Annotated in this window: 9 protein-coding genes; all 9 read right to left on the bottom strand. The window is 58.5% G+C overall.

Annotated elements, in window-relative coordinates; all coding sequences use genetic code 11:
• Positions 1-15 precede the first annotated feature (15 nt).
• The 9 genes from WDB71_RS05205 to WDB71_RS05165 all read right to left on the bottom strand — a co-directional run bounded on the left by WDB71_RS05205 (position 16) and on the right by WDB71_RS05165 (position 12,826).
• Positions 16-2,679: a TonB-dependent receptor gene (locus WDB71_RS05205; protein WP_341503577.1), complete on the bottom strand. Its 2,664-nt coding sequence runs from the start codon at positions 2,677-2,679 to the stop codon at positions 16-18.
• A gap of 375 nt (positions 2,680-3,054) precedes the next feature.
• The gene (locus WDB71_RS05200; protein WP_341503576.1) at positions 3,055-4,821 is read right to left on the bottom strand and encodes a DUF885 domain-containing protein; all 1,767 of its coding nucleotides are present in this window, start codon (positions 4,819-4,821) and stop codon (positions 3,055-3,057) included.
• A 62-nt stretch (positions 4,822-4,883) separates the two neighbouring features.
• On the bottom strand, positions 4,884-6,164 hold the full coding sequence (locus WDB71_RS05195) for a tetratricopeptide repeat protein (RefSeq protein ID WP_341503575.1): 1,281 nt from the start codon (positions 6,162-6,164) through the stop codon (positions 4,884-4,886).
• A 5-nt stretch (positions 6,165-6,169) separates the two neighbouring features.
• On the bottom strand, positions 6,170-6,670 hold the full coding sequence (locus WDB71_RS05190; RefSeq protein ID WP_341503574.1) for a TonB family protein: 501 nt from the start codon (positions 6,668-6,670) through the stop codon (positions 6,170-6,172).
• Between the two features lie 136 nt (positions 6,671-6,806).
• Entirely contained in the window at positions 6,807-7,208 is a 402-nt protein-coding gene (locus WDB71_RS05185) for a biopolymer transporter ExbD (protein ID WP_341503573.1), read from the bottom strand.
• Positions 7,209-7,222: 14 nt separating this feature from the next.
• Positions 7,223-7,750, bottom strand: coding sequence for a MotA/TolQ/ExbB proton channel family protein (locus tag WDB71_RS05180; RefSeq protein WP_341503572.1), 528 nt, complete (start codon positions 7,748-7,750; stop codon positions 7,223-7,225).
• Positions 7,750-9,111, bottom strand: coding sequence for a MotA/TolQ/ExbB proton channel family protein (locus tag WDB71_RS05175; RefSeq protein WP_341503571.1), 1,362 nt, complete (start codon positions 9,109-9,111; stop codon positions 7,750-7,752). The genes WDB71_RS05180 and WDB71_RS05175 overlap by 1 nt, the downstream gene beginning before the upstream one ends.
• Positions 9,108-9,890 (bottom strand): DUF3450 domain-containing protein, encoded by a 783-nt coding sequence (locus WDB71_RS05170; RefSeq protein ID WP_341503570.1) that lies wholly within the window; start codon positions 9,888-9,890, stop codon positions 9,108-9,110. Before WDB71_RS05170 ends, WDB71_RS05175 begins: the two co-directional genes overlap by 4 nt.
• A 230-nt stretch (positions 9,891-10,120) precedes the next feature.
• Positions 10,121-12,826: a TonB-dependent receptor gene (locus WDB71_RS05165; protein WP_341503569.1), complete on the bottom strand. Its 2,706-nt coding sequence runs from the start codon at positions 12,824-12,826 to the stop codon at positions 10,121-10,123.
• Positions 12,827-13,008 lie beyond the last annotated feature (182 nt).

Below are 13,008 nucleotides of genomic sequence, written 5' to 3'. Positions count from 1 at the left end.
GTTTGCGGACTGTGCTTAGAAACGCAGCTCGGCAGAGGCGTAGAACTCACGACCCACGGGGCTGTAGTAGCTGGAGTCGTAGAAGGGCCAGCCGAGGGTGTTGTCGACTTCCGGACCTTCGTCAAACAGGTTGTTGATACCGGCGGCCAGGGTCACGCTGTCCAGCACGTCGTAGGTGACGTTCCAGTTCACTTCGAAGTGCTCGGCTACACGCAGGCTGTAGTCGGGCTGGGTGCCGAACTTGTAGTAGTTGGCAGCCTTGTGCTCGTCGATGAACTTGACCAGGACGGTGGTGCTCAGGGTGTCGGTGGGCGCCCAGCGGGTGCTGAAGTTGGCGCGCCAGCGCGGGATGCCACCGCGAGCCAGCTCGTTGGTGACCTCGAAGCCTTCGGCGACCTGCTCTTCCCACTTGCTGTTGTAGGTACCTTCCAGCTTGAACTTGAAGGAGCCCAGGGCAGCGGTATCCAGCAGGTAACCCAGGGACAGGTCGACACCGGCCACTTCCTGGCGGGCCAGGTTCATGGCCTGGGTGTTGACGGTGACACGACCGGTGACGGGGTCACGATCGATCAGGTTGCCGTAGATCTCGTGCTTTTCGAAGACGTCGCTGACGCTGAGGTCGGAAACGATGTTCTCGATCTCGACGTTCCAGACGTCAACGGAGATGTCCAGACCGTTCAGGTTGTAGACCACACCCAGGTTCCAGTTCTCACCGGTCTCCTCTTCCAGCTCGTTGTTGGGGCCGGAGATGGAGTTGACGCTGGTGATGCGGTAGTCCTCGTTGGTGGCACAGGCATCGAAACCGATACCGTCCTGGGCACAGCTCTGGAAGTCAACCACGTCGGAAACGAAACCGCGGGTCGGCTCACCGAACAGGCGTTGCATGTCGGGGGCACGGAAGGTCTCGGCCCACAGCGCCCGCAGCAGCAGGTCTTCCATGGGGCGGTACTCGATGGCCACCTGGGGAGAGAAGGCACCACCCACATCGGAAGCATCGTCATAGTGGTCGTAGCGACCGGCCAGGGTGGCGGTCAGATTTTCCATGACGGGAACGGCCACTTCGGTGTAAGCGGCGTACTGCTTACGGGAACCTTCACCTGCGGCACCACCGGTGCTCAGCACTTCGCCGTTGATGGAGAAGGAGTCGGAGCGGTCGAAGAACCATTCCTTGTTCATTTCCAGGCCGGCGGCGAACTGCACGGTACCGGCATCCAGATCGAACAGATCGCCGCTGATACCGGCGTTCCAGCTGACCATGGAGGACTCGCCCTTCTTCATGGGCTGGAAGGCGGCCATGGCCACCTGCTCGTCGGTCACGGCCAGCAGCTGGGAGCAGCCGTTCTCGCAGGAGGTCAGGTACTTGAAGTAACCGTCGACGGTGGCGTAGCCGGAGCCTTCACGGTCGACCTTCTGGCGGGAGAAGCTCCAGGAGGTGTCGTACTCGTAGTCACCCAGGTAGCCCTTGATACCGGTCAACAGCGTGAAGTTGTTGGTGGTGAAGTCGGAAGCGCGGGGACCGAATTCCACGGCGCGACGGGTGTAGTAGTACTCACCGTCGGCCAGGCCCACGAAGTCGCCGTTGAAGGCGGTAGCCTGATCGTAGCTCTGGCTCAGGGAGGAGTTGGCCACGTCCGGGGTGACGGTGACCTGGCCGCCGTTGACGGTGAACAGGTAGTCGTCCAGGGGCATGGCCTCGACGCGGTTGGCCACGTTGGAGTGGGTGTAGTCAACACGGCTGTACAGCTCGTGATCGGAACCCAGCTCCTTGTTGAACTTCAGCATCAAAGAGGTGCGGTCGGCATCGGGCAGCAGCTGACGCATGGAGGAGCGGTTGAAGCCACAGTTGCTACCTGTCCACTGGAAGCCACGCTCGGCACACTCCTCGGCGGACAGGGTCTTGACGACATCGCCGTCGGCGTTGCGCAGGCTGGCACCATAGGAGCTGTAGTTGCCACGGGGGTGGCCATCGCCCAGGTCGCTGCCCAGGAAGCCACGATCGCTGGCCATCAGCTTGTTGCGGTTTTCGTGCTCAAGGAAGAACAGCATGCGGCCGTCTTCACCGGAAACACCGCTCAGGATGCTGATCTTGCCGGTTTCCTTGCCGCCGTCGTCGGTGGTGGAGCCGTACAGCTTGACGATGGTGTCTTCAACTTCCTTCTTGAGGATGATGTTGATAACGCCGCCCATGGCGTCGGAGCCGTAGATGGCGGAAGCACCAGTGGTCAGGACTTCGATGCGCTCAATGGCACCGGCCGGGATGTTGGCGGTATCGGTGAAGTTGTCGGCGCCGCCGGCGGCGAAGGGGTACTTGGGTACGCGCTTGCCGTCGATCAGGGTCAGGGACCGGCCCAGGCCAACACCGCGCAGGTTAACGCCGGAAGCGGCCGGGGTGAAACCGAAAGACTCCTGCTGGGTCAGGGAGCCACCGGAGTTCTGGGTCAGGGCATCCAGCACGTCCTGGGCGGTGCTGAAACCACGGGCGGCAATTTCTTCGGCAGAAACCACAACAACAGGAGAGGCATTCTCCATGTCGGTGCGCTTGATACGAGAGCCGGTGACTTCGATGCGTTCTACGTCTTCGACGCTGTCGGCAGCAAAGGTGGGGGCCGTTACGGCAGACGCTGCGCCGGCAAAGAGGGCGAGCTTGACCGCATAAGCCAGTTGGTTCTTAGACGTCATGACATTTCTCCCTAAAGCGAACGGGCGTTCGCTACGACTAGGATTTATGGTTGTGTTGTTATTTGGTTATTAAAAACCGTCAGAGATACTCTGTCATCAAACTGATATTGTCAATCTAAGCCATTGATATAAAAGGTTATTTATGTTTACCAACTGACAAGATAAGGTTGCACCAAGGATGCGATTTGGTTTTGCCAATGTTTCACCTCGGCGCTTTTTCCTTTTAACTCAAAGCGATACGTGTAAACCAGAGGGCTTTACAAAAAATAACCAAAGTCTCCTATCCGAGACAAAGCGTTTAAAAAATGCGCTCAACAACAACCCAAAAAATAAGGCCTTCCTAAAACAGGAAGGCCTTTGCTTTTACACCTTAATTTAACCTGGTCGGGACTGGATCCATTCGTCGATACGCTGTTCCAGCAGCGCCAGGGGCATGGCCCCCTGCCCCAGCACCTGCCGGTGGAATTGTCTGATGTCGAATTTATCGCCGAGAGCCTCTTGGGCGTGCTGTCGCAGCGCCAGGATTTTCAGCTGGCCCACCTTGTAGGCCAGGGCCTGCCCGGGCAGGGCCATGTAGCGCTCCACCTCCGCCCTGACATCGGACTCGGCCATGGCCGAGCTTTCCAGCATATAGGCAATGGCCTGCTCCCGGCTCCAGCCCTTGGCATGAAGTCCGGTGTCAACCACCAGGCGCATGGCCCTGAGCAGCTCGTCACTGAGCTTGCCGAAATGCTGCAGGGGATCGGCAAAGAGCCCCATTTCGATGCCCAGGTATTCGGCGTAGAGTGCCCAGCCCTCAACAAAGGCGGTGGAATAGTTGAAACGGCGGAACCGGGGCAGGCCTTCCAGCTCCTGTTGCAGGGCTATCTGGAAGTGATGGCCGGGGGCCGCCTCATGCAGGCTGAGGGTGGTCATGCCCCATTTCGGCTGCGCCTTGAGGTTGTAGGTGTTGATATAGAAGATGCCGGGCCTGGAGCCATCAATGGCCGGTGGCTCATAGGAAGCCCCGGCGGCGGACTTGGCCCGGTAGGCTTCCACCTCTCGAACCTCGTAGTCGGCCCTTGGCATCAGATCGAAATAGGCCGGCAGCAGGGCGTTGATATCACCCTTAAGGGCCTCGTAGCCGGCCACCAGCTGTTCCGGCTCGGCAAAGAAATAGCCGGGCTCCGTGGCCATGTGGTTGAGAAAGTCGCGCAGCCCCCCCTTGATGCCCAACTGCTGCTGGATCTGGCGCATTTCATCGTGGATCCGGGCCACTTCCTTGAGTCCCAGCCGGTGGATCTGGTCGGCGGTCATTTGCGTGGTGGTGTGGACCTTGATTTGGTGGCGATACCAGGCCTTGCCGTTGGGCAGATCCCAAAGGCCGCTACTGGCACGCGCCGAAGGCAGGTATTCCTTGTCGAGGAAGTGGCTGAAACGCGTCAAGGCCGGCACGACCGTTCCCATGATGAGCTTGCTGTAACGGCCCTCGATGCCGCTGCGGCTTTCCCCCAGCCCTAAAGGCAGGGAGGCTACCGGGCTCCACAACAGGCTCTGCTCGGGTGTACTGACCAGATGGGGACGCAGCTGTTCAATCACCCGCTCGACCAAGACCCGGGGCAAGGTGACCTCGTCTTCCATTCCCTGGCGCATGCGCATGATGGCGGTATCTATCCAGGCCGGCAGACCTTCGGCACGCAGTGCAAAGCGCTCGTAGTCCTCAAGCGAATCAAAGGGCTGGGCACTGCTGCCGGAACCAAGCTGGAAGAAGGTCATCAGATCACTGCCAAACTGGTTGACCGGCAGCATGTAGAAAGGAAACTGGCGGCCCTGCTCGGCAAGTTTCAGCTCCCAGAGGAACATGTCGTAGCTGAGCTTGTCGCTGCCGGAGAGACTGTCTCTGTCAACGGTGGAAAGACCCTCCAGGGCGGCCTTATCCATTGCCTCGGCAGTCTCTAGGGCAGCCTCGCTATAGCCGTTGCCAAACACGTGATTGAATCTGGATTCACCCACCAAAGTGGCGGTCATGGGCTGCAGCGCCAGGCTTTGGTCAAAGTACCCTTCCACCAACTCATTAAGCCCTGCCGGCTTGGCCTTAGGCTCGGGCTCGCCTCCACAGCCGCTCAGTACCACCGCGGCCAGCAGGTATGCAACTCGTTTCATTCCTTTTCCCTTACAAAAAAGCCCCCAATAACTGGGGGCTTTTGATGCTTGCTTCAAGCATTTTACAGCTTGACACCTTTACGGCCAGCCTCTTCCCGGACATAACCTTCCCAGCTGACGGCGGTCTTGCGGGCGTCGTCATACTTCTTGGCCAGGCGAAGTTCCTTGATGGCATCCAGGTACTTCTGCTGGAAGAAATAGGCCTGGGCCAGGGCCAGATGAGCACGACCAGGTTGACGCAGATCACCTGCCGCAATGGCCTTGCCTAGTGCAGCCTGGGCGGCCTGGTACTTTTCCTGTTCCAGCAGCAGGTTGCCCTGTTTCAGGAAGTACTTGCCGTTATTACCGGCTTCACCAGCCTTGCCATAGTACTCGATGGCCTTGTCCAACTCCTTGGCACTGTGCCAGGTGTTGGCGAGAGTGCTGTAGCTGCTCTCATCGGCCTTGAGGATACCTGCCTTGAGGAATTCCTCCTGCAGCTTGGCTGACTTGTATGGCACTTCCTGGCTGGCAAACAGCTGGGCCAACGCCTTGGCTTCGGTTTCCTTGTTGATAAAGCCCTGCTTGTAGGCCAGATCGTAGGTTGCCAATGCCTTGACGTTGTCGTTGAGCAGCACATACATGGTCGCTAGCTGGACCCACCAGCGCTTCTCCTTGGGCTCGATGCGTACCAGCTCTTCCAGTACCTTGGAGGCAGGCTTGTACATCTTGCGCTCGAAGTAAGAAGCCACCTTCAGAACATAAGGGTTCTTGTTGGGTTTCTTGTAGCGGGCGATGGCCTTGTCGGCGACCGGGATAACCTTGTCCAGCTCCTTGAGGCTGTAGTGGGCGTTGGCAATCCGTACCCAAACGTCAGGATCTTCCTTGCCGGAGAAATCCATCCACTTGTAGTAGTACTTCATGGCGTCACGCCACTTCTCGGCCTGGGCGTACATGTCACCCACCTGCTTGAGCGTACCTTCCTGCTCAGCCTGGTTCAGCACGTCCATGTCGGCGGCTTCCTTCAGGTAGCGCAAAGACTTGTCATGCTGCTCGGTGTAGTAGTACAGGGTGCCGATAAAGCGGTACACATAGGCCTTGTCGTAACCGTCTCTGGGATCCAGATCAAGCAGGACATCCAGCGCGCCCTTGTAGTTTTCTTCGGTAAAGAGATCAAAGGCCTTGGAAACCTTTTTGCCCGCAGACTGGCTGAGGGTACGGGTTTTACGCTTGGCGACCTTCTTGACCTGAACCACCTGGCTTTCCGGCTTGGCTTCTTCGGCAGCAATGGCCTGAGAAGGCATCGCCAGGACGCCGGTGCTCAGGGCCAGGACAGCCAGCAGTGAAGACGCGAGTTTGGTCATCTTCATTACTTTTTGCCCTCCAGGTTAAAGTCCAGGGTCACTTTCATGCCCGGCTGCTTAACGGGCTTGCCGTCAACGATCTTGGGCTTGTACTTCCACTTCTTGAGGGCGCGCCTGGCTTCACGGTCGAAGAGACGCTTGGGCTCCGCATCGATGACGGAAATGTCCTCGACACCGCCCACCTCGTTGATGGTGAACTGCAGCAATACCCAGCCCTCACGGCCATCACGGGCCGCTTCCACCGGATACTTGGGATCGATCCGGAAGATGGGCGTGGCTTCGCCGTCGCCACCCAGGCCCTGGCCGATGCTGGGAGCACCTATGCCGGGACCGGAACCGCGGGCAGCCAGGTCCAGCTTGGGCAGATCCAACTGCTGCATCTGCTGCTGGGGCTTGCTCGGCTCGTCCGGGATAGCCTTCATCGGCTTCGGCGGCTGCTTAGGCGGTGGCGGCTTCTTGGGAATTTGCCGGGTCTTGCGCTGAGGGTCATCCTCCGGCTCGTTCATTACTATCTCAATGGGCGGCAAGGGTTCAATTTCCTTGAACTTCTCACCACCACCTGAGACTAGAAAAGCCATGAAGTAGAACAGCCCAAAGGTGACGGCAATCCCAAGCAAAATACTTGCTAAGGTACGTGCCATATCACTTGTTCTCCGCTGCGACGGAAATCTTGTCGATTCCGGCGGCTTTGACTTGGTCCATCACTTCGACCACGATGCCATGCTTGGCGTTCCGGTCGGCCTGGATGATGACCGAAGCCTCGGGTTGCTCGGCCAGCATACGCTCGACGTTGGCGCGAACGCGCTCTACGTCAACGTTACGCTTTTCCATCATTACCTCACCATTCTCGGAGATACCGATGAAGATGGTGGCGGATTTCTTCTTGGTGGCAGTGGCCGCGGTCGGACGGTTGACGTCCAGGCCCGACTCCTTGACGAAGGAGGTGGTCACGATGAAGAAGATCAGCATGATGAACACGATGTCCAGCATCGGGGTCATATCGATGGCGGCTTCTTCTTCCTGCCGTACACGTTTACGTGCCATAGCTACTCTCTCATTCAGTGATGCGGCATGCTGTCAATGAGGCGGTGTTCCGCCACCTTGACCTTGGCTTCCAGACGGGAGCTGAAAAAGACACCGGACAGGGCGGCGACCATGCCCGACATGGTCGGGATGGTGGCCATGGAGATGCCGGATGCCATCAGACGGGGGTTACCCGTACCCATCTGCGCCATGACTTCGAACACGGCTACCATGCCGGTAACTGTGCCGAGGAGACCCATCAAGGGGCAGATTGCCACCAGTGTCTTGATGAGCTGCATACGCGCTTGCAATTTCACTTGGGCTTGGGAGATCCAGGCCTCACGGATTCTATGCGCATACCAGGATGTGGTGTCGGCACGAGCGTCCCAGTCACCAACAATGCGTTTCATTTCCTTGGGAAAGACCGCACTGAGGTACCAGTAACGCTCGATCATGAGCGACCACATGATGAACAGCGCACCGGCAACCAGCCAAAGGACGTCGCCGCCGGTGTTCATAAAATCCCTGACAGACTCCCAGATTTCCATCAGGAAAAGCATCATTACTTATTCTCCTTCTCCGCGTGGGCAGCGATGATGCCGGCGGATTGCTCTTCAACCACGTGGATCAGAGCCTGGCTACGTGCGTACACGATGGAGTGCAGGAAGATAAGGGGCAGAGCGGCAACCAGGCCCAGTACCGTGGTTACCAGGGCGGTAGAGATACCACCGGCCATGACACGGGGGTCACCGGTACCGAACAGGGTGATGGACTGGAAGGTGGCGATCATACCGGTAACGGTACCCAGCAGACCCAACAGCGGGGCGATGGCGGCCAGGATCTTGATGACGCTGACGCCACGCTCGATGCGCGGGGTTTCCTTGAGGATGGCCTCGTCCAGTTTCAGCTCCAGGGTCTCGACGTCAACGTTGCGGTTGTTCTCGTAGACCTTGATGATGCGCCCCAGGGGGTTGGACTCGTCGGCCACGTCGGACTTCAGCTGCTTGCGGATCTTGCCGCCGATGGCGCTGAGCACAAGCAGGCGCTCCAGCACGATCAGCAGGCCCAGCAGCAGTACGCCTGTGATGATGTAACCAACGATGCCACCGGCCTCGTAGTACTCACCCAGGGTAGTCTTGGTGGTCAGCAGGCTGAGGATGGTGCCGCGGGAAGGGTCAACGTACAGCGGGTGTACGCCGGCGCCTTCGCCCATGTAGTTCTTCACGGAAGACACGAAGTGGGCTTCGGGCTGGCGGCCCAGCTCGGTGATTGCCTGGTTGTCAGAGCTGTAGACCAGGTACTCGTCTTCGTTCATCAGGTTGAAGGCACCAACACGGACCACGTCCTGGGTAACCTTCTCGCCCTCGTTGGTGCTGACTTCGGCACTGAACTTGACGATCTTGCCGGACTGGGTCGCTTCCTGCTGCAGGGCGAACCACAGTTCTTCCAGCTGGGGCAGCTCCGGCAGGTCCTTGGTCTGGGCCAGCTCGGACATCAGTGTTTCACGACCCGGGAACTGGGCGGAGATGATGGAGTTCTGGAAGCGGGAGTTCAGGTCGCCAGCCACCTGACGAACGATACCGAAGGCCTCACCCAGGTTACCAACGGCCAGGGTCAGCTCTTCTTCCAGCTGAGACAGCGTCTTCTCGTTCTCGGCGAAGTCGGCGGCCAGTTGCTCACCGCGGCTCTTCTCCGCAGCCAGTTCGGCCTTGGCCTTACGCAGCAGGGCCTGCTTGTCGGCACGCTCGGACAGGAACTCCTGCTCACGCTGCTTGTTGATGCGGCCTTCGGACAGGCGATCTTTCTTCACCTGCTGCAGCAGTTCTTCCAGGTTCTTCGCCTTGGGGGCGTCCGCGGCCAGCACCGGCTGAGCGGACAGGGCGACGGCGGCCGCCAGTACAACACTCTTCAATACGGTTTTCATTCTGCGGACTCCGGTGCTTCTACAGGCAGTTTCAGGAGGTTCGGAACGGCGGCGTTGTTAGCCAGCTTCATGGCCTCTTCGATGGAAGAGAGGTATTCCTCGCCCAGTTCTACCCAGCCTTCGGAGGCCTTGTCCCAACGCCAAGCGTGCTTGCCGTCGCCGGACATGGCGATGAAGGCAATACGGCCCATGTAGAAGTAGTCAACAGACAGCTCTTTGCCGTTCAGATCCAGGGTGCCTTTGTAGGTATCGATCTTGGAGCCGTACTCCACTTCGATTTGATAGGCTTCCATGACCTGACGGTACTTTTCGGAAGTGGAAACGGAAGAGTCTTCCATCATGTCACGCAGCTTGGCGACACGATTAACACGATCTTCCTTCTTGAAAGGCAGGTCCAGAGCAACGAACTGCTCCAGGGTGTCGATCATCTTGTACATCAGCGGGACCAGGCCCTGCTGTGTCTTGGTGATGTTGGCAATCTGGCGTTCGAAGTTGCCAACCTCTTTCATCTGGCTGTCGATCAGCTTGGCGATGTGATCGTTGTAGACCTTGAGGTTCTCTGTCTCAGCAACCACGGCACGGTATTCACCGACGATGTCGCGAGTTTGATCAGAAAGGCGGTCAATTTTGGCTTGCGAGGCCGCGGCGGCGTCATTGATTTGCTTCTCTACTTGCTGAGAAGAGACAAGAGGATCGGCCGCAAATGCGGAAGTACTGGCTACGGCAAGCGCACCGGCCAGAGCCGCAGCTAGTGTGCTTCTCTTGCTTAGTCTGGACATAGTTCCCAACCAACGTCTTATCGTTATTTATTCCCTGACCGCCGTTGCGGCAGGGGCTCTGTATAGGCACATCGAAGCCAGGTAGCCAGATGTACCGACTTCGGATAATTCCAGATATGTAACAAGGTGTCAACACGACGACGGCACCCCGACCGGCCTCTAAACCAAAAAAAACGGGCCTCCTAGGGAGGCCCGTTGACTTGACATTCCGTCTTTGTGAACTAGGTCACTTAGAACTGGTACTCAACTACACCGTAGTACTCACGACCAGTGGGGTCGGTGTACTCGCGGGGGTAGTGCGGCCAGCCGAAGTCGGTGTAGTCAACGTTCGGACCTTCGTCGAAGACGTTGTTAACACCGATTTGGAAGGACAGGTTCTCGGTCGCGTAGTAGTTCATGGACAGGTTCACCAGGGTGTAGCTGTCGATCTTGCGAGAGAACGGGAAGTCCTCGTGGGAAACGTCTTCGAAGTCAGACGCGTTGACGCCGTTCATCTCGTCGGTGTAACGGATCAGGATGTTGGCGGCGAACTTGTCGTAGGACCAACCCAGGTTGGTGTTGATCTTCCACTCCGGCACGTTGGTGGTGCTCAGCTGGTCGACAACGTCGGAGTTGACGTCGAACTGCTCATCCCACTTGTCCAGGTAGGAACCGGTCACGTTGACGCTGAAGTCACCCAGGTCGGTACCCTTGCGGTAGCCAACGGTCAGGTCGATACCGGCAGTTTCACGGAAGGAAACGTTCTGGGCAGTGTTGTTGACACGTACGGCCTGGCCAATAGCGTCACGCTCGATCAACTCGTTGTAGGTCTCGAAGTTGGTCAGGATGGTCTGAGTGGCGAGGTCGTTAACGATGTCCTCGATCTCCATCTCCCAGTAGTCGATAGAGAAGTCGAACTCACCGATATCGGTAGCCAGGGTGTACACGGCACCGATGTTCCAGTTCTCACCCACTTCCGGATCCAGGTCGGGGTTCGGACCGGTCAGCACTTCAACATAGTGCTCGCCGGAACAGACCGGATCGCCGTCCGGGTCACCCACGGTGCCGCCAATCTGAGTACAGGCGAAGGGGTCGGTAACCTGGGAGAAGCCCAGAGACGGGTCGCCGTAGACGCGCATCATGTCCGGGGCACGGAAGGTCTCGGTCCACAGGGCACGCAGCAGCAGGTCGTCGATGGGACGGTAGCTCAGGGTCAGCTGCGGGCTGAACTCGCCACCGAAGTCGCTGTAGTCATCGTAGCGACCGGCCACGTTGAAGGTCAGGTTCTCCAGGACGGGGATCTCAACCTCGGCGTAGATGGCTTTCTGGTCGCGGGCGCCAGAACCGGAAGCACCACCGGTGGACAGGATGTTGTTCTTGGCGGACTCGGAGTCGCTCTCATCGGAGAACCACTCGCGGTAGTACTCGGCACCGGCGGCGAAGCCAACTTCACCGGCAGGCAGGTCGAACAGCAGACCGCTGATGTCGAAGCTGAAGCCGGTCAGGCTGGACTCACCAGCACGGAAGGGCTTGTAAGCAGCCTGGGCCACTTCTTCCGCGGTCATCACGTCGAACTGGGAACGACCGTTCTCACCACTGGTCAGGTACTCGAAGTACAGGCCGGCAGAAGCGTAGCCGCTGTTGCGCTCGTCGATCTTCTGACGAGAGAACTGCCAGGAGAAGTCGTAGTCGATGTCTTCGGTCAGCAGACCCTGAACACCGGAAACGAAGCTGAAGTTGTTGGTGGTGAAGTCGGCACGGCGGTGGCCGAATTCCATCATACGACGGGTGTAGAAGTACTCGCCATCACCCAGGGAGGCGAAGTCGCCACCGAAGGCAGTGGCCTTGTCGAAGGTCTTGGACTCGCCAGACAGGTCGGAGCTGATGGTGACTTCGTCACCGGCCACAACATAGGTGTAGTCGTTGACCGGCATCGGCTCGATGCGGGTGGTGGAGGACGCGTTGGTCCAGTCCAGGCGGCCGTACAGCTCGTGGTCGTCGCTCAGGTTATAGTTGAACTTGACCATGGCGGAGGTGCGCTCGCTCGCAGGATAGAGGTCACGCATGCTGGTACGGTCGAAGCCACAAACACCGCCAACGTTGCTGCGACCGTAGTCCCAGAACTGCAGGCCACGCTCTTCACACTCTTCCGGGCTCAGGGTCTGCAGCACGGTGGAACCGGCGTTACGCAGGCTGATGCCGTAGGAGCTGAAGGAGGAGAAGGGGTGGTTGAAGGCCAGGTCGGTGCCCACGTCGAAGTTGTCACGCTCAGACGCCTTCAGGCGGCTCTTGTTGTCGTGCTCCAGGAAGAAGGTGACATTACCCTTGTCGGAGGCGGCGCCTACCAGCAGGGAAGCCTGGAACTGCTCTTTGCCACCGGCATCGGTGTCGCTGGCGCGGACCTTGGTCGCAACGCCTTCGAAGTCCTTCTTCAGGATGATGTTGATTACACCGCCCATGGCGTCGGAACCGTAGATGGCGGACGCACCGGAGGTCAGGACGTCGATACGCTCAATGGCGCCCAGGGGCATATTGGCGGTATCGATGAAGTTGTCGGTACCACCGGCACCGAAGGGGTACTTGGGTACACGCTTGCCGTCGATGAGGATCAGCACGCGGCCCAGGCCGGCGCCACGCAGGTTTACACCACTGGCGGCGGGGGTGAAGCCGTGGATTTCCTGGGTGCTCAGGGAGCCACCGGAGTTTTGAGTCAGGCTGCCCAGCACTTCCTGAACGGAGTTGTAACCGCCAGCTTCGATGTCTTCGGAGCTGATGACAACAACGGGGCTGGCGCCTTCGAGGTCGGTACGCTTGATGCGGGAACCGGTAACTTCAATGCGTTCTACGTCTTCAGCACCTTCGTCGGCAGCAAAAGCGGCCGGCATGGCGAAAGCAGTAGTGGCGGCACCGGCAAGCAGCGCCCAGCGAACGGAGTTCGCGACCTTATTGCGATACATAGGTTTTTCTCCCTGGACCATTTACATGGCTTCTTAGTCCGGCCACTTATATTGCGACCGTTAACATTTTGTGGGCATAGCCCAACCGTCGACACAACTATAAACACAGGCCGCGAGCATGGTCAACAGGGTTTTTACATATAAAAAACAACAGCACCGCAAAGGCAAACAATTCAACAAAG

The organism is Gallaecimonas sp. GXIMD4217, from assembly GCF_038087665.1.
Taxonomy (GTDB): Bacteria; Pseudomonadota; Gammaproteobacteria; order Enterobacterales; family Gallaecimonadaceae; genus Gallaecimonas.
The sequence above is the reverse complement of the archived record's forward strand: the minus strand, read 5'-3'. Positions and strand labels throughout refer to the sequence as shown.